Annotated in this window: 17 protein-coding genes and 4 tRNA genes; 18 read left to right on the top strand and 3 right to left on the bottom strand. The window is 65.8% G+C overall.

The window, feature by feature from the left end; all coding sequences use genetic code 11:
- Window positions 1-202 precede the first annotated feature (202 nt).
- The 4 genes from EDF74_RS03810 to EDF74_RS03825 all read left to right on the top strand — a co-directional run bounded on the left by EDF74_RS03810 (window position 203) and on the right by EDF74_RS03825 (window position 2,433).
- Complete coding sequence (locus EDF74_RS03810) at window positions 203-397, top strand: hypothetical protein (RefSeq protein ID WP_123728856.1); 195 nt, start codon at window positions 203-205, stop codon at window positions 395-397.
- A complete protein-coding gene (locus tag EDF74_RS03815) occupies window positions 384-599 on the top strand; it encodes a tail fiber assembly protein (protein ID WP_221180324.1) in 216 nt (71 codons plus the stop codon). The genes EDF74_RS03810 and EDF74_RS03815 overlap by 14 nt, the downstream gene beginning before the upstream one ends.
- 104 nt (window positions 600-703) lie before the next feature.
- On the top strand, window positions 704-1,825 hold the full coding sequence (locus tag EDF74_RS03820; RefSeq protein ID WP_184997050.1) for an acyltransferase family protein: 1,122 nt from the start codon (window positions 704-706) through the stop codon (window positions 1,823-1,825).
- On the top strand, window positions 1,825-2,433 hold the full coding sequence (locus tag EDF74_RS03825; RefSeq protein ID WP_123728859.1) for an SOS response-associated peptidase: 609 nt from the start codon (window positions 1,825-1,827) through the stop codon (window positions 2,431-2,433). Before EDF74_RS03820 ends, EDF74_RS03825 begins: the two co-directional genes overlap by 1 nt.
- 77 nt (window positions 2,434-2,510) lie before the next feature.
- Here EDF74_RS03825 and EDF74_RS03830 read toward each other — a convergent pair whose 3' ends face one another.
- Together EDF74_RS03830 and EDF74_RS03835 are read right to left on the bottom strand one after the other, a co-directional pair.
- Window positions 2,511-2,792 carry a hypothetical protein gene (locus EDF74_RS03830; RefSeq protein WP_123728860.1) on the bottom strand — a complete coding sequence of 94 codons (282 nt, stop codon included), beginning with the start codon at window positions 2,790-2,792 and terminating at the stop codon, window positions 2,511-2,513.
- A 196-nt stretch (window positions 2,793-2,988) separates the two neighbouring features.
- Window positions 2,989-3,333, bottom strand: a complete 345-nt coding sequence (locus EDF74_RS03835) for a GrlR family regulatory protein (protein WP_123728861.1) — start codon at window positions 3,331-3,333, stop codon at window positions 2,989-2,991.
- A gap of 610 nt (window positions 3,334-3,943) precedes the next feature.
- On the opposite strand from EDF74_RS03835, the gene EDF74_RS18070 reads away from it, so the two are divergent.
- The 11 genes from EDF74_RS18070 to EDF74_RS03885 all read left to right on the top strand — a co-directional run bounded on the left by EDF74_RS18070 (window position 3,944) and on the right by EDF74_RS03885 (window position 15,681).
- A complete protein-coding gene (locus tag EDF74_RS18070; RefSeq protein ID WP_148045909.1) occupies window positions 3,944-4,195 on the top strand; it encodes a hypothetical protein in 252 nt (83 codons plus the stop codon).
- A gap of 305 nt (window positions 4,196-4,500) precedes the next feature.
- Entirely contained in the window at window positions 4,501-6,909 is a 2,409-nt protein-coding gene (locus EDF74_RS03840; RefSeq protein ID WP_260232175.1) for a DNA internalization-related competence protein ComEC/Rec2, read from the top strand.
- A 3-nt stretch (window positions 6,910-6,912) separates the two neighbouring features.
- On the top strand, window positions 6,913-7,587 hold the full coding sequence (locus EDF74_RS03845) for a MotA/TolQ/ExbB proton channel family protein (protein WP_123728863.1): 675 nt from the start codon (window positions 6,913-6,915) through the stop codon (window positions 7,585-7,587).
- Window positions 7,588-7,590: 3 nt separating this feature from the next.
- Window positions 7,591-8,013 carry an ExbD/TolR family protein gene (locus tag EDF74_RS03850; protein WP_123728864.1) on the top strand — a complete coding sequence of 141 codons (423 nt, stop codon included), beginning with the start codon at window positions 7,591-7,593 and terminating at the stop codon, window positions 8,011-8,013.
- Window positions 8,010-9,758 carry a lipid A export permease/ATP-binding protein MsbA gene (gene msbA, locus EDF74_RS03855; RefSeq protein WP_123728865.1) on the top strand — a complete coding sequence of 583 codons (1,749 nt, stop codon included), beginning with the start codon at window positions 8,010-8,012 and terminating at the stop codon, window positions 9,756-9,758. Before EDF74_RS03850 ends, msbA begins: the two co-directional genes overlap by 4 nt.
- Window positions 9,758-10,780 (top strand): tetraacyldisaccharide 4'-kinase, encoded by a 1,023-nt coding sequence (gene lpxK / locus EDF74_RS03860; protein ID WP_123728866.1) that lies wholly within the window; start codon window positions 9,758-9,760, stop codon window positions 10,778-10,780. Before msbA ends, lpxK begins: the two co-directional genes overlap by 1 nt.
- Window positions 10,781-10,846: 66 nt before the next feature.
- Window positions 10,847-11,620, top strand: coding sequence for a 3-deoxy-manno-octulosonate cytidylyltransferase (gene kdsB, locus EDF74_RS03865; protein ID WP_123728867.1), 774 nt, complete (start codon window positions 10,847-10,849; stop codon window positions 11,618-11,620).
- 46 nt (window positions 11,621-11,666) lie between these two features.
- On the top strand, window positions 11,667-13,082 hold the full coding sequence (locus EDF74_RS03870) for a hypothetical protein (protein WP_123728868.1): 1,416 nt from the start codon (window positions 11,667-11,669) through the stop codon (window positions 13,080-13,082).
- Window positions 13,079-14,926, top strand: a complete 1,848-nt coding sequence (gene uvrC, locus EDF74_RS03875; RefSeq protein WP_123728869.1) for an excinuclease ABC subunit UvrC — start codon at window positions 13,079-13,081, stop codon at window positions 14,924-14,926. The genes EDF74_RS03870 and uvrC overlap by 4 nt, the downstream gene beginning before the upstream one ends.
- Before the next feature lie 9 nt (window positions 14,927-14,935).
- Window positions 14,936-15,559 (top strand): CDP-diacylglycerol--glycerol-3-phosphate 3-phosphatidyltransferase, encoded by a 624-nt coding sequence (pgsA, locus tag EDF74_RS03880; RefSeq protein ID WP_123728870.1) that lies wholly within the window; start codon window positions 14,936-14,938, stop codon window positions 15,557-15,559.
- A gap of 46 nt (window positions 15,560-15,605) precedes the next feature.
- Window positions 15,606-15,681, top strand: a tRNA-Gly gene (locus EDF74_RS03885).
- 90 nt (window positions 15,682-15,771) lie between these two features.
- Here EDF74_RS03885 and EDF74_RS03890 read toward each other — a convergent pair.
- The gene (locus tag EDF74_RS03890; RefSeq protein WP_123728871.1) at window positions 15,772-16,125 is read right to left on the bottom strand and encodes a hypothetical protein; all 354 of its coding nucleotides are present in this window, start codon (window positions 16,123-16,125) and stop codon (window positions 15,772-15,774) included.
- A 204-nt stretch (window positions 16,126-16,329) separates the two neighbouring features.
- Between EDF74_RS03890 and EDF74_RS03895 the strand changes: the two genes are divergently transcribed.
- The 3 genes from EDF74_RS03895 (at window position 16,330) to EDF74_RS03905 (ending at window position 16,778) form a co-directional block, all read left to right on the top strand.
- A tRNA-Gly gene (locus EDF74_RS03895) sits at window positions 16,330-16,405 on the top strand.
- Between the two features lie 146 nt (window positions 16,406-16,551).
- Window positions 16,552-16,627: transfer RNA gene (locus tag EDF74_RS03900), tRNA-Gly, on the top strand.
- Between the two features lie 77 nt (window positions 16,628-16,704).
- A tRNA-Cys gene (locus tag EDF74_RS03905) sits at window positions 16,705-16,778 on the top strand.
- Window positions 16,779-16,872: the final 94 nt, after the last annotated feature.

Raw genomic sequence — 16,872 nt, forward strand, 5'->3', positions numbered from 1 at the left:
TGGCAACGAACACTACTTCATCCGTCCAGGCCGAGGTTTACGGTGGAGCCAACATGCCACGGGCCTCGCTTTCACTCAGATGCCCTTCACCGACATTCCGCTGAGCGCCCCGCAGGTGATCTATTACGCGGCATGTATCTCGAGCGGGACCTTCGGGTCCGTGCAGCTGTTCGTCAGCTCTTACACCATCTAAGGACACCTCATGTTTGTACAGTTCGCCGACAACACGCAGGCCGTTATCATTTCGTCGTTCGGATCGGGGCAGGATCCGGATATCTACCCGAACCAGGGTGAGGTCGTACCCGATGACCCTCGCTACGTTGCCTTCCTCACGGCGACGAACCCGCAGCCTTCGATCGTGGACATCAACACGCAGCGGCGGAATGCGCATCCTTGATGCCGCGAACCGGGTGATCCCTGCGCTGCAGGACGCGGTCGATCTCGGCGACTCGTCGGCCAATCCTGATCTTCTGAAGGCGTGGAAGCAGTTTCGCGTCGCGGTGAATCGGGTGGTTGTGACGCAGGAGAACCCCTCGTGGCCGGTCGCTCCCCAGAGCGGATACGGGGAAGCGGTCCAGGTCGCACCGCAGGCGTCGTAAATGCGCGCGGTTCGGTACCCGGACGGGTGCCTGTAGACTTGTGCCCTCACTCGAGGGGGTCCGCTTCTGTGCACGTAGAAAAGCTGCGCCTGTTACCAGACAGTGTGAAAGAGCTGACAGGCCTAAGAGGCATAGCGGTCATATTCGTCATCCTCTACCACGGCGGCTTCCCGCATATGGTCGGGGCCTCTCTGGGGGTCGATATTTTCTTCGTCCTGAGTGGGTTTCTGATCACGTCGTTGCTCATACGAGAGCAGGCGGAGAGGGGAGCTATCGCGGTCGGGCAGTTCTATATGAGACGAGTGCTCAGGCTGATGCCTGCGCTCGTTTTCATGCTGGTCGGTTGCATCGCCTTCGACGGCCTCGCATCAAGCGGAGACGCCTTCCGGAAAACTGCCGGCGATGCCGTCGTAGCGTTGTTCTATATGACGAACTGGTCGCGTGCGCTGCACTGGTACGAACCCGCGCTGCTTGGTCATGCGTGGTCCCTGTCAATCGAAGAGCAGTTCTACCTGATCTGGCCAGCTATCTGGATATTCGTCAGCCGGCGCTTCGACAAGCGCACTCGGCTCTGGGCCACCGTGGCCCTCGCGGCCGTCTGCACGGTCGACCGCATATCTCTCCAGGCGATGGGGGTGGATCCTCTCCGGATCTACAACGGGACGGACACACGTGCCGACGCGATCCTTGTCGGGTGCGTCCTTGCGCAGCTTTTTGCTCTGGGCATGCTTGATCGCTTACTGTCGTCCCGGTCATTGCCCGCACTAGCCGGTGTCGCCATAGCCGTCCTATGCGTCCTCTCGGCCGTCATGGACCAGCTGTCGCCGATATCGAACTACGTCGGGCTGACGGTCATTGAAGCGTGCGCCGCCGCGCTTATAGTCGGGTCTCTGGCTGGCGTTGGCTCTGTCGCCAGGATGCTTCGAAGCCGAGTCGCGCAGTGGTTCGGTGCCCGCTCATATGCCCTCTACCTCTGGCACTTTCCGCTCTGCATCATCTGCCTGACCCGGGGCTTGACCCAGGCCCAAACGGCCTTAGTAGCTGGGCTCGGGGCGATGCTGCTCTCAGAGATATCAAGGCGTCTCGTTGAGAAGCCATTCTTGCGGATGAAGCATCGCTTTGAATCTGACCGGCGCGGACACCGCCTTTCTTCCGGTCTACACGACCCTGTCGAGGGCGTCCCCCCTTCACACTCCGTCCGCGAGGGCGAGCCCACATTGCGATAATGTGCGGACGCTACGCCACCTTCGGACCCGTATCGCTGAGCCGCGAGGCTAAGACAGTGCGGGACCAGCTCGAGCTGGATATCGTCAGCGAGATCAACCAGCGCGAAGACCATTTCAACATCGCGCCGACCCAGAGGGCGCTGGTGGTGTCCCGTGGCGAGAAGGGGTACGAGGCCAAGGCCTTCCGATGGGGACTGGTGCCCAGTTGGGCAAAGGATCCGAAGATCGGGGCAAAGATTATCAACGCCAGGTCAGACTCACTTGTCCCGAAGCCCAAGCCATCATTCCGGAATGCTTTCGCCAAGCGGAGATGCTTGGTGCCGGCGAGCGGCTACTTCGAGTGGAAGGGTGAATCGCCGAACAAGCAGCCGTATTTTATCCACGACCCCGCTGGCCATCTGCTGATGTTCTCCGGTCTGTGGGAAGGCTGGCGCGCCTCGCAGGACGAGGAATGGACGCAAACCTTCACCATCATCACCGGCAAGCCTGGAAAGGTCTCCGGCGACATCCATGATCGGCAGCCTGTCATCCTCCCGCCAGACCTCTGGCAGGTGTGGATCGAGGGCTCGCCCGACGAGGCCAGTGCAACGCTGGTGGCCGCCCCATAGGCCGAGCTCGTCTACCATCCCGTAACCAAAGCAGTGGGGAAACCCACGAACAAGGGCCCTGAGCTCGTTCAACCGATCTAGAGTGGCTGGACGCCGATCTTGTCCAGTTCCTCGGCGACGCGGAGCATGCCCTCGGCGAATCCACTTCGCGGCACACTTCCGAGTGGGCCGAGCCGGTCCATGACGAAGGCTGCGGCCAGCACCACGTCTTGGTGTCCGGAAGCGTCAGCCTTGGCCACGATAAGCTCCGCGCGGAATCGCGCGTCGTCAAAGTCGCCCGAGAGGGCAGCTTCGTTCATAGACATCGAGTCGATGACGATGCCTGCCACGGTCAGAATGGTCTCTTCGGTGCTACGCATGGAGGAAGTCTAGCCCCATGTATCGCTTGAACCTCGAGAGTCAGCAGAAAATCTCGAATCCTTGATGCCGCTCGCCGTTACAGGGCGTGACGGAGTGGCGGGGCTGTCGTAGCCGTCATCACCTACCGCCAGGTGACAGTGCCGTTGGGTCGCCGCGCAACAACGGCCCCGAGCTCGTCCAGCCGATTAGTAGCGGCTAGGCGGCGTCCGAGACTTTATGGGCGAACACATGGAGAGTCAGGTCGGTTCGACCCTCCACGGTGCCCGATCCATTTAGTGAGTCTCCGTCGCTGAATTCGCCGGAGAAATCGAGCTCATAGTCGTCTAGCCCGGAGAAAACGGATGTAGTGGCCAAGCTCCACTTCGACACGTGAATCCGGCCAGTCGTCTTCTCTTCACCTGCTTTCAAATGACCGCGATATACATAGGCGTGGTCGCCGCCGTTGATCGTTCCGTCCTTGATCGTAACGATGCCGTGGCCGAAATCGTGTTCCCGGCTAGGCGATGTCGAGAACGATACCTCGTAGATTCCGTCGTACATGATCTTCCTCCGGTGATTCGTGAAGGATGCACCACATGCAGATAAGGTCAAGGCCTGCCCCGTGAGATCCCCGCAGCTGAGACGCCCGGACGCTACCCTGAGCGAATGATCGTCTGGAGCCAAACCGCTAACCGCCTCGATGCCCGGTCGCCGTGCCAGGGTGGACCCTTCGCGTCTGTTGTCCTCGATGGCGCGCAGTGGGTGGTTGTTTGGTGGGTCGGCCCGCGTAGCCGCACCCTCGTGCCGTCGGAGGAGAGAGGCCGGGCATGGGTGGAAAGGTTCGCAGGTCGCCGCGTCGAGGCGCTCGGTCGCTTGGCTGCGAGCCCCGGTGTTGGACCTTCTGGGGCGTCAGGCGGCTATGTGCTGCCGACCGCAGAGTAGCAGGCGCGCTGCGACGCGTTCAATTCCTCTTGTTTACCGCCTAAGCGGACGCGGAGGCGATCGCGCTGATCCCCTGAGGCGACTCTTCGGCGTGCGTTAGGTGTTGAGATCCCGTCAAGGATGCACTCGATCGATGGCAAGCATATGATTACATTACGAAATGCGTTGACTTTCAGGCTGTTGTAGGAGCGGCATGCCGCAATCATCTTAGGCAGCCAAGGTCAATTACATGAGCGACGACTCAGCTTCTCTTTTCCCGTTTGTCCATCGCGACCTCAAGGTGCGCGGCGAGTACAGCGCCGCAAGTGATGCCTGGATTGCCCACTTCGACCTCCCGCGTGGCGAAGGCGGGTTCCAGACCGTAGTCCATCGAAACCTTCGCCGGTCACATGGCCCGGCCTCGGTTCAACGGCCGACCGCTGGCGAAGCGCGCACCGCAGCCGTCGCCGAGATCGATGCGTATCTGGATCGGGCGCACTAGGCGCTGACACGCACCTGGCACGCACCGGTGCCGCAGCCCGCATTCCTACGTCGTCAAAAGCGATTCTGAGAAAGGCTAAGTTGTTGTATTGCCTGATCTCCCCCGACCTTGACATGGTAGGGGTCACAGGTTCGAACCCTGTACCGCCCACCACTTCAGTCCCGGAGACTGTCGTGGCACAACAGAAAAGCCAGCCCTCGGGTTGGCTTTTTTGCTATGTGCGTTTCCTGACAACGGCCTGCATGGCGCACTGATACCCCGCACTGCGCCCGCCGTCGACACTCAAGGTTTCCCGGGTGCTGCACATGCGGCGAGCACTACACACCGGCGGCATGCCTGCACACGCGTCTCTTCCGATCTTCGGCAAGGCGTGTGCCGTCGCTTTGCTGGCAGGCATCTGCGCGATCGTCTTCTCGCCCCGGCTGCTGCCGCTGGGGTGGGGCGTTGCCGCAGCAGCGTTCGGCATCGTGTCCTGGATCCTGCCCGGCCGCTTCCGCCTCCTCGGCGCTGTCCTCTTCGGTATCGGCTGGGCCGCCGTGCACGGTCACGCCGGGCTGGCGCAGCAGCTGCCCCCCGGAGGCCCGGCGGTGGACCATGCGCTGCACGGGCGCGTGATCAGCCTGCCTCAGCATGGCCCCGGCGGTACCCGCTTCCGCTTCCGGGTGGACGCTGTTCCGGCGATGCCAGCCGACGTCCGCGGCCGTGACCTGGCACTGGGCTGGTACGACGGATTTCGTGGGGCGAGTGATGACCGTCGGCGCGCGGTGCGCGCAGGCGAACGCTGGGCGTTCAACGTCCGGGTCCGACCGCCGCGCGGTCTGGTGAACCCTGGCGGGTTCGACGCCGAGGGCTATGCGTTGCGGCAACGAGTGGCTGGCAACGGGTACGTGCGTGAGCCTGCGCAGGCGCACCCGTTGGGTGAGCCGACCGGATGGCCCGCATGGCGCGAGCGGATGGCCGACGCGATCGCCAGGGCGGTCCAGGGCGACGGCCGTCGTTTCGTCCAGGCGCTGGCACTGGGCGATACCCGCGGCCTCGATCAGGAAGACTGGGACGACCTGCGTGCGCTGGGGGTGACCCACCTGGTCGCGATCTCCGGCTTCCATGTCGGCGTGGTGGCTGGTGTGGCGGCTCTGTTGGCCGGCGGGCTCTGGCGCTGCGTACCGATACTCGGTCTGTACGTGCCGCGCCCGATGGGCGCTGCGGCCGCGGCCGTCGCAGGCGCGGCGCTGTACGCCGCAGCGGCGGGGTTCGCGCTCCCCACTGTTCGCACGGTACTGATGATCGCGGTGGTGGCCGCTGCGCGCTGCAGCCGGCGGCGGGCGACCGTGGCGCAGTCGCTGTCCCTTGCGGCGCTGGCGATGCTGTTGTTCGACCCACTTGCTGTCCTTGCGCCGGGCTTCTGGCTCAGCTTCGCCGGCGTGCTGTGGTTGATCTGGTGCCTGCCGGGGCGTGAGCAGGGCTGGTTGCGAGGCTTTCTGAGCGCGCAGGGCGTGGCCACCGTGGCGCTGCTGCCGCTGACCGTGGCGCTGTTCGGGCAGGCCTCCCGGGCTGGACCGCTGGTGAACCTGGTGGCGATACCCTGGTGGACGATGGTGGTCGTGCCGCTGGCCCTGCTGGGCACTGCATTGGAGGCGCTGATCGACGGGGCTGGACGCTGGCCGTGGCAGCTGGCCGCGTGGTGCTTCGAGGCGAGCTGGTGGCTGTTCGGGTTCGCCGCGCGCAGCGAGCTGTCGCTGTGGTGGCTGCCCCAGTCAAGCCGCTGGGCATTGATCTCGGCCCTGTTCGGGGTGTTCTGGCTGCTGCTGCCGCGCGGCAGCGGTGGCCGGGTTCCCGCGCTGCTGCTGTGCCTGCCGCTGCTGTGGCCGGCGCGTCATGGGCCGGCCGAGGGCGAAGTGGAACTGCTGGTGATGGATGTGGGGCAGGGCCTGGCGGTAGCAGTGCGCACGCGCCGCCACACGCTGCTGTACGACACCGGCCCGGGGGCCGACGATGGCTTCGACGCGGGCGAGCGGATCGTGCTGCCCACCCTGCGTGCGCTGGGGCAGGGGCGGCTGGACCGGATCATGATCAGCCATGACCACCGCGACCATACCGGGGGGCTGCGCGGTGTGCGCCGCAGCTTTCCGGACGCCCTGTTGCAGGCGCCATCTGATGCCCTGCGCGGCCGCGCGTCGGCCTGCCATGCGGGGCAATCCTGGCAATGGGACGGGGTGACGTTCCGGGTACTGCATCCACCGCGCGACGAGCCGCAGTCCATCAATGACAGCAGTTGCGTGCTGCGGCTGGAAACCAGCCAGGGGGCGATCCTGCTGGCCGGCGACATCGAAAAGCGCAGCGAGGCCCTGCTGGTCCAGCACCATGCGGCTCTGCTGGCGGCCGAAGCGGTGCTCGTCCCACACCATGGCAGCGCCAGCTCGTCCACGCCGGCGTGGGTGGCAGCGGTCGCGCCCCGGCTGGCGATCGTCTCGGCGGGTCACCGCAACCGGTTCGGCCACCCGCGTGCGGAGGTGGTCGCGCGCTGGCAGGCGATCGGCGCAGAAGTGCTGAGCACTGCCGACAGTGGCGCGGTTCGCGTCTGGCTCGGGCGTGAAGGCCTGCAGGTGCGTGAACAACGGGTTTTCGAGCGGCGTTGGTGGGATGCCGCGGAGCGGAGCCGGTCGGCTGCTATCCTATCGGCGATCAAACAGGCGGCCGCTGGGCCGGAGGATTGAAACGTGTGGGAACTGGTCAAGGCCGGTGGCTGGCCGATGCTGCCGCTGCTGCTGTTGGGCGTACTGGCTTTGGCAATCGTCCTGGAGCGTTTCTGGACCCTGCGGCGCAATGAAGTCCTGCCCCCCGGGCTGGGCCAGGAAGTGCGCAACTGGGCCGCGCGCGGCAAGCTCGACCCGAGTCACATCCAGTCGCTGCGCGGCAACTCGCCGCTGGGCGCGCTGCTGGCGACCGCGCTGGAAGCGCGCAACCGCCCGCGTGACCAGATCCGTGAGCGCATCGAAGATGCTGGTCGACATCTGGTTCACCGCATGGAGCGGTTCCTGAATGCCCTCGGCACGATCGCCTCGGCCGGTCCGCTGTTGGGCCTGCTCGGTACGGTGGTCGGCATGATCCAGATGTTCATGGGCATCCTCGACCACGGCGTGGGTGATGTGAACCAGCTGGCCGGCGGTATCGGCAAGGCGCTGGTCTGCACCGCCACCGGCATGATCGTGGCCATTCCGGCGCTGATGTTCCATCGCTATTTCAAGGGCCGCATCGCCGGCTACGTGATCGAGATGGAGCAGGAGGCGTCGGCGCTGCTGGATGCGCTTGATGGTCGCCCGGGCGTGATGAACAACGCGCCGCGCGGTGCGGGTGCGCCCTCGGGTGCGGCACCGGTCACGGTCAAGGGCTGACGGATGCGCATCCGCAATGACCGGATCCAGGACGAGCCGCAGATCGATCTGGTTCCCCTGATCGATGTGATCCTCGTCCTGATCATCTTCTTCGTGGTCACCACCACCTTCGATGCGCGCTCCACACTGCAGCTGCAGTTGCCGACCGCCAGCCAGCAGGACACCACCGAGCCGCCGCGCTCGCTGAGCGTTTTGGTCAATGCCGAGGGGCGTTACTTCATCAACGACCAGGAAGTGCTGCGCACCGACGTCGAGTCGGTCAAGCAGACCATTGCCGCCGTCGCCGGCAGCGATCGGGAACAGACCGTGCTGTTGCGCGCCGACGCGCGCACGCCTTACCAGGCTGTCGTCACGGCCCAGGATGCTCTGGGCCAGCTGGGCTTCCGCCGCATCGCCATCGCTACCGCGCCGGAGGTGCGTCCATGAGCAAGAAACATTCCCCCGTCTGGCCGATCTACAAGCGCCTGCTCGGGTATACCGGTGCCTATTGGGTGTTCATGGTCGCCGCCGTGGTCGCGATGGTGGTCGAGGCCCTGGCCGGTTACAGCTTCACCAAGCTGATGGAGCCGCTGGTCAACCGGGGCTTCGTCAACCCCGAGCCGCGCATGGCGGTGATCCTGCCGCTGACCATCCTCGGGTTGTTCATGATGCGCAGCCTGGCCACCCTGGTCAGTGATTACGCGCTGGCCCGCACCGGGCGCAGCGTGGTGCGCGACCTGCGTGAGCAGGTGCTGGAAAAGTACCTGCATCTGCCGTCCTCGCATTTCGATGCCGAGGCCACGCCGGTGATGGTCAGCCGCCTGAACTTCGATACCGAGCAGGTCACCCAGGCCAGCGCCGATGCGCTCAAGACCCTGGTGGCCGATACCCTCACCATCATCGCGATGCTGGTGGTGATGCTGCAGATGAGCGTCAAGGTCACCATGGCGATGCTGGTGGTGGTGCCGCTGATCGGCGTGATCGTGTCGATCGTGGGCAAGCGCTACCGCCGGATCAGCCGTGGCATCCAGGATGGCATGGGCGGCATGGCGCAGACCGCCGAACAGTCCCTGGCCGCGCAGCAGGAAGTGAAGGTGCATGGCACCCAGGCGCACGAAATCTCGCGCTATTCCCGGCTTGCCAACCGCATGCTCGGCCTGAACATGAAGGTCGAAACCACGCGCGCGCTGGCCTCCAGCACGGTGCAGTTCCTGGCGGCCCTGGCGCTGGCGGTGATCGTGTGGGTGTCCACCCGCGAGGCGTTGGCCGGCAAACTCAACGCGGGCCAGTTCATGGGCCTGATGACCTCGATGATGGCGATCATTCCATCGCTGCGTCGCCTGACCAGTGTGCAGACCTCGATCTCGCGCGGTGTGGCGGCGGCCGAGCGCCTGTTCGGGATTCTGGACATGCCGGTCGAGCGCGATGAAGGCATCCAGCGGATCGGCCGTGCACGTGGCGAGCTTGCGTTCGAGCACGTGATGTTGCGCTATCGCGAAGATACCGGCATCGCGCTGGATGACATCAGTTTCACCGCCAAGCCGGGCACCGTGACCGCGATTGTCGGCCGTTCCGGCAGCGGCAAGACCAGCCTGATCCGGTTGGTGCCACGCTTCTACGAACCCAGCGGTGGCCGCATCACGCTGGATGGGGTGGCGCTGGACGATTATCCGCTGGCCGACCTGCGTCGCCAGGTGGCGATGGTCGGGCAGAAGGTCATGCTGTTCGATGACACCGTGGGCGCCAACATCGCTTACGGCATGGATGCGACCGAAGAGCAGATCCGCGCTGCCGCCGAAGCGGCCAATGCGTGGGAGTTCATCGCGCGCATGCCACAGCAGCTGCAGACCCCGGTCGGCGAAAACGGTGCGCTGCTCTCCGGCGGCCAGCGTCAGCGCCTGGCGATCGCCCGTGCGATCCTGCGCGACGCGCCGATCCTGATCCTGGATGAAGCCACCGCCGCGCTCGACAACGAATCCGAGCGCCTGGTGCAGGATGCGTTGCAGCGTCTGATGCCCGAGCGCACCACGCTGGTGATCGCGCACCGTCTGTCCACCATCGAACATGCCGATCAGGTGCTGGTGATGGACCATGGCCGCATCGTCGAGCGCGGCACGCACAACGAGCTGCTGGCGCTGGGTGGCCTGTACGAGCATCTGCACAAGATGCAGTTCCGCGAAAGGCAGCCTTGATGGCAGGCAAGGGCACCCACACGCCGTCGTACTGGTATGACGGCAGCGCCATCCCGTTCCTGGCACGCCTGGCGTCGCCGCTGTACGGCGCGGCGATCGCGCTGCGCCGGATGGCGTATCGCCGTCGCTGGCTGAAACGGCATTCACTGCCGGTGCCGGTGGTGGTGGTCGGCAACGTCACCGCCGGTGGCACCGGCAAGACCCCGCTCACGATCGCCCTGGTGAACCGCCTGCGCGAAGCGGGCTGGAAGCCGGGGGTCGCCAGCCGTGGCTATGGTCGCGACGATGCAGGCACACCGCGCTGGGTGCTGGCCAGTACCGATACCGCCGTCGGTGGCGACGAGCCGGTGCTGATCGCCTGGAAAACCGGCGTGCCGGTGCGGGTGGATGCGGACCGTGTGGCGGCCGGCAAGGCACTGGTCGAGGCGGGCTGCGACATCATCGTCTGCGACGACGGGCTGCAGCACTATCGGCTGGCGCGCGACATCGAAATTGAAGTGGTCGACGCCCAGCGTCGCTACGGCAACGGTCGGCTGATTCCCGCCGGGCCGCTGCGCGAGCCGGCCAGCCGTGCGCGCGACTGCGATTTCCGCGTGGTCAACATGGGCCAGGCCAGCGATGGTACCGAGGCACAGACCGCCTGCGGCTTCGGCGAATGGCCCATGCAGCTGCGTATCGACAGCGCACAGCCGCTGCAGGGCGGCCGCGCGCGGCGCCTCTCGCATTTCCAGGGCCAGCGCGTGCATGCGGTGGCCGGTATCGCCAATCCGCAGCGCTTCTTCGACATGCTGCGTGCGCATCGCATCGGTGTGGTGCCGCATGCCTTCGCCGATCACCATGCCTACCAGCCAGCGGATCTGCGCTTCGGCAGCGAACTGCCGGTGCTGATGACCGAGAAGGACGCGGTCAAGTGCAAGGCCTTCGCGACCGAATGGCACTTCGCCGTGCCGCTGTCGGCCGAGCTGCCGGCTGCGTTCTGGATCAGCCTGCTGGACCGCGTCGAGAAGCTCGGCAAGCGTTGACGGGCCCGGTGCCGGTTGCGGCACACTGCGTCTCTGACTGCATTCCTTTCGTACAGGTCATCCCCCATGAGCGCTTCCGTCGAGTTCGTCGTCGCCATTCCCGCCCGTTATGCCGCCTCCCGGCTGCCGGGCAAGCCGCTGCGCCTGCTCGGCGGCGAGCCGCTGGTGCTGCGCGTGGCGCAACGCGCGCTGCTCGCGGGCGCGCGCGAGGTGTGGGTGGCCACCGACGATCAGCGCATCGCCGATGCCCTGCAGGGCCTGGCCGAGGTGCGCGTGGCGATGACCTCCGCCGAGCACGCCTCCGGCACCGATCGGCTGGCCGAGTGCGCCGCGCAGGCGGGCTGGTCCGATGACACCCTGGTGGTGAACCTGCAGGGCGATGAGCCCTTTGCCCCGGCCGAAGGCATCCGTGCGGTGGCCGAAGCCCTGGTCTACAGCGGTGCGGAGATGTCCACGCTGGCCACGCCGGTGGACGACGCTGAAACCCTGTTCGACCCGAACGTGGTCAAGGTCGTGCGCAAGCAGAACCTGGACGCGCTGTACTTCAGCCGCGCGCCGATTCCATGGCACCGCGATGCCTTCGCGCGCTCACGCGACACGCTGCCCGGCCCGCACTGGCTGCGCCATATCGGCATCTACGGTTACCGCGCCGGATTCCTGCGCCAGTTCGCCGCGTTGCCGGCCGGCACCTTGGAGCAGCTGGAGTCGCTGGAACAGCTGCGCGTACTGGAAGCGGGGCACCGCATCAGTGTGGCGCTGACCCCCGCCGAGTTCCCGCCCGGCATTGATACCCCGGACGATCTGGCGCGTGCCGAGGCCTGGTGGGCAGCACACCCGTGACCGTGGCACGACGGTGGCATGACGCGTCGTCCGGCATAATCGGGGCATGAACGTCCAGCCCGTCCAGGATCTGCCCGAGTTCGCCACCTGGCTCAACGCCACACCGACCACCCTGGCCGAGTTGCAGGGGCGGCCGGTGGTGTTGGCCTTCGTCAACGCTGCCTCGGTATGGTGCGCGCAGCGGCTGGCCGAGCTGGCCCAGTGGCAGTCACGCCACCCCGGCAAGCTGCAACTGCTGGTGCTGCAGGTGCCACGTTTTGATGGCGAGCGCGATCCTGATCAGTCCCTCAAGCTGCTGCGCCGCCAGGGGCTGAACGCGCCGGCCCTGCTGGATGCGGACTGGGATGGCTGGCGCCGGTTCGGCGTGACCGCATGGCCGACCCTGGTCCTGCTGGATGCGCAGGGGCGCGAGCGCGAGCGTCTGGTCGGTCTCGGCGGGGAACTGGAACGCTCCCTTGCTGCGTTGTGCGAAGGCAGCTCGCGGCCGTCCGATGAGGATCTGCACGGCGCCCGTGAGCTGAGCCCCGAGCCGCGCCTGCCGCTGCGCTTCCCGACCGGGTTGGCGGTGACCACCGAGCGCCTGTACATCGCCGACACCGGCCATCACCGCGTGCTCGAGTGCAGCCATGGTGGCCGCGTGCTGCGGCAGTTCGGCATGGGCACCGCCGATTTCATGGATGGAGACCAGGCCCAGGCGGCCTTCCACCATCCGCAGGGCCTCGCGCTGGAGCGCGAATGGCTGTACGTGGCCGACACCGGCAACCATGCCCTGCGCCGCATCCATCTGCTCTCCGGCCAGGTCGACACGCTGTGCGGCACCGGCCGCCCCGGTGAGCCCATCGAAGGGCCGGTCGCCGACCCACGTTACACCGCGCTCAACCATCCGCAGGGGCTGGCGGTCGCCGACAACCAGATCCACATCGCGATGGCCGGCGACAACCGCATCTGGAGCTATCACCTTGGCCAGCGCAGCCTGCAGTGGCGCGCCGGCAGCGGGGCGATCGACGAGCGCGATGGCAGTGGGCACATGGCCGCGTTCGCGCAACCGTGCTCGGTCGCCGCGGTCCAGCAGGTGCTGTACGTCTGCGACGCGCTGGGCTCGTCGATCCGTGCCATGCAGCTGCGTGGCGATCTGGTGCAGACGCTGGTCGGGCAGGGCATGTGGACCTTTGGCGAGCAGGACGGCGCACGCGCGTCGGCGCTGCTGCAGTACCCGCAGGCAATTGCCCTGAGTCCGGATGCACCGCTGCTGTGGATCGCCGATGCCGGCAACGGCCGCCTGCGCACGCTGCGCCTGGGCGGCGGTGAGCTGAGCACGCTGGAGTTGCCGCGGCGCCTGCATGGCCCGGCTGGCCTGGCATTGGGCGGTGGCGCGGTCTGGATCGCCGAGACCGATGCCCACGCCGTGCTTCGATTCGACCCCGTCAGTGGTGTCCTGAGCGACGTGCCGATCAACGAATGACTGTTTCTTCCGCCCCCGCCTTCGATGGCAAGGCATTTGCGGCCCACCTGAGCACCGCCCCCGGCGTGTACCGCATGTACGCCGCCGACGACACCCTGCTGTACGTCGGCAAGGCGCGTGCGCTGCGCAACCGCGTGGGCAGCTATTTCAACGGCACGCCCAAGACCACGCGGATCATGTCGATGCTCTCGCAGGTCGCGCGCATGGACGTGACCGTGACCCGCTCGGAGGCCGAGGCGCTGCTGCTGGAAAACCAGCTGATCAAGTCGCTCTCGCCGCGGTACAACGTCTCCCTGCGTGACGACAAGACCTATCCGCACGTGCTGCTGACCCGCGAGCAATGGCCGCGCATCGCGCTGCACCGTGGCCCGCGTGCGGTGCCGGGGCGGTACTTCGGTCCGTACCCGGGCGTCACCGCCGTGCGCGAAACGCTCAACCTGATGCACAAGCTGTTCAAGCTGCGCAGCTGCGAAGACAGCGTGTTCCGCAACCGCTCGCGACCCTGCCTGCAGTACCAGATCGGCCGCTGCAGCGCGCCGTGCGTGGAGCTGGTCGCGCCGGACGATTACGCCGAGTCGGTACGCCGCGCCTCGATGTTCTTGGAAGGCAAGAGCGATCAGCTTGCGCGCGAGCTCGGCACCCAGATGCAGGCCGCCAGCGAAGCACTGGAATTCGAGCAGGCCGCGCGCCTGCGCGATCTGATCGCCTCGCTGCGCAGCATGCAGACCCGCCAGTACGTGGACGGCCGCGCGGCGGATCTGGACGTGCTGGCCTGCGCCACCCAAGGCGCCAGTGCCTGCGTGCTGCTGCTGGCCTTCCGTGATGGCCGCAACATGGGCACGCGGCCGTTCTTCCCGCGCACCAATGGCGAAGAGAGTGCCGATGAAGTGCTGGGCGCGTTCGTGTCCCAGTACTACGCCGAGCACGCGCCACCGCGCGAGATCCTGCTCGATCGCGAAATCCCGGATGCCAGCCTGATCGAATCAGCGTTGAGCGCCTCGGCCGAGCACAAGGTGCAGCTGCGCTGGAACGTGCGCGGCGAGCGCGCCGGTTATGTGGAACTGGCCGCACGCAATGCGCAGATCACTCTGGTGACCGAGCTCGGCAGCCGGACCGCGCAGCACGCACGCAGCGAAGACCTGCGGCAGATGCTCGGCCTGACCGAGCAGGTCAAGCGCGTGGAGTGTTTCGACATCAGTCATACCATGGGCGAAGCCACCGTGGCCTCGTGCGTGGTGTTCGATGCGGCCGGCCCGGTGCGCAGCCAGTACCGCCGTTTCAACATCAGCGGCATCGAGCCCGGCGATGACTATGCGGCCATGCGCCAGGCAATCGAGCGGCGCTTCCGCCGCGCGGTGGAAGAGGACGGCGTACTGCCGGATCTGCTGCTGATCGACGGCGGCGCCGGCCAGCTGGCCCAGGCGCAGTCCGCGCTGGCCGATCTGGGCGTGGAAGGGGTGATGCTGGTCGGCGTGGCCAAGGGCGTGGAGCGCAGGGCAGGGCATGAAGCCCTGGTCATGCCGGACGGCCGCGAACTGCGCCCGGGCGCGGCCTCACCGGCGCTGCAGTTCATCCAGCAGGTGCGTGACGAGGCCCACCGCTTCGCCATCACCGGCCACCGCGGTCGCCGACAGAAGGCCCGGATGACCAGCAAACTCGAGGATATTCCTGGGATCGGCCCGCGCCGGCGCGCCAGCCTGCTCAAACATTTCGGCGGCCTGGTCGGCCTGAAAGCCGCCGGCGAAGCGGAAATCGCGAAAGTGGACGGCATCAATGACGCCCTCGCTGCGCGTATCTACGCTAACCTTCATGGACTGCCCACGCCCGACGCGGCGGGCGAGTAGAGAGACGCAATGAAGTTGACCCTCCCCACCTGGCTGACCCTGCTGCGGATCGTGATGATCCCCGTCCTGGTGCTGGTGTTCTATCTCCCCTACAAGTGGACCAATTTCGCCTCGGCGGCGATCTTCGGCCTGGCTGCGCTCACCGACTGGCTCGACGGCTGGATTGCCCGCCGCTATGACCTGCAGTCCGCATTCGGCGCCTTCCTCGACCCGGTCGCGGACAAGCTGATGGTGGCCGTGGCGCTGTTCCTGATCGTGCAGGGCCATCCCACCGCGTGGATGGCGGTCTGGGCGGCCGTGATCGTCGGCCGTGAAATCGCCGTCTCGGCACTGCGCGAATGGATGGCGGAAATCGGCCAGCGTGCCAAGGTGCGTGTGGCCGTGATCGGCAAGGTGAAAACCACCGCGCAGATGGTCGCGCTGCTGTGCCTGCTGTATTCGGTCGCACCGCACACCCCGATGCAGGACATCTGGATGGGCACCGAGGTCTTCCACATCGGCGACTGGACCCTGGCGATCGCCTCGATCCTGACGCTGTGGTCGGGCCTGCAATACCTGCACGCCGCGTGGCCGAGCCTGCGCGAAGACGAGCGCCTCGCGCGTGAGAACGCCAAAGCGAAAAAGAATGCGTGAGGGCTGTTGACAGGGATGCATTTGGCTGTAGAATTTCGCCTCCCAAGCGGGAATAGCTCAGTTGGTAGAGCGCAACCTTGCCAAGGTTGAGGTCGCGAGTTCGAGTCTCGTTTCCCGCTCCAGATACCGCATTCCATCGTGATTCGTCCCGATGCGATGCAGCGAAAAAAGCGACCTTCCGGGTCGCTTTTTTCGTTTGTGTGCTTCGACAGTTAGTGGCGCTTCCCGATCCGGACGTTGCACCAGGTGTGGATGTTCCGCTGATCGAACCCGGGGCATGTATTGCTGACAGGCACGTACACGTAGAGCGCCTGCTCCGTATGTGCGAAGTGGTAGTAGTTCGTGCGGTCTTTGCCGTACACCCAGTAGTTCGATGAGCCCTGGTTGATGACGTAGGGTTCGAACGACACGATCGACGATTCAGCAGGAAGGATGTTGCTTCTGTCGGTCAGCATCAGCCAGGCGTTGGATAAGGCAGGGGTGGTCGTGCCGACGACAGCGAAGGCTGCGATCGCGAAGAGGGCACCGGCGATGGCAAAGCGGGCGATGCGGAAATGGTGTGGCATGGCGGCGAATTCACAGGGGGCGAGGGGCTGAGCTGGTGCTGCCGCGGGCCGTTGGGCGTGATGCGGCAGCGCACTGACAGGGTGCGAAAAGGATGTTGACGACGTGAAGGAATTCCGACAGAATAGCGCTCCTTCGACGCAGGTCGAGGGGCCGACAGCCTCCAGCGCCTCAGGGTGCGGTGCCGTCGGGGCAAGCGAAAGTCTGCGGGAATAGCTCAGTTGGTAGAGCGCAACCTTGCCAAGGTTGAGGTCGCGAGTTCGAGTCTCGTTTCCCGCTCCAGATTTCGACAGGGCCCCCTTGGGGCCTTGTTTTTCTCCGCGATGGCACGCGGGCATCCGGTCCGGACGCATCGGCCGGGATGTGAAAAAAAGTGTGAAAAAGCTGGTGTGTTTCGAGTGGTTTCGGTAACATACACGCTTGATTTTGCGGGAATAGCTCAGTTGGTAGAGCGCAACCTTGCCAAGGTTGAGGTCGCGAGTTCGAGTCTCGTTTCCCGCTCCAAATCCTGACCAGGCCCCGTTCTCGGGGTCTTGTTTTATCGGGGCACGCAACATGCCTTCGATGATCGTAGGGTCACCGGCCTGGTGGCAGAGTGGTCATGCAGCGGACTGCAAATCCGCGTACGCCGGTTCAATTCCGACCCAGGCCTCCAAATAGAAAGTAGCCCAGAGCCCGCGAAAGCGGGCTTTGTGCGTTGTGGGCCTCCATTCAGTTTCGGAGGCCATAGCCGACAGGGCCTACACAAC

It is taken from the genome of Stenotrophomonas rhizophila (assembly GCF_003751305.1).
GTDB lineage: Bacteria > Pseudomonadota > Gammaproteobacteria > Xanthomonadales > Xanthomonadaceae > Stenotrophomonas > Stenotrophomonas rhizophila_B.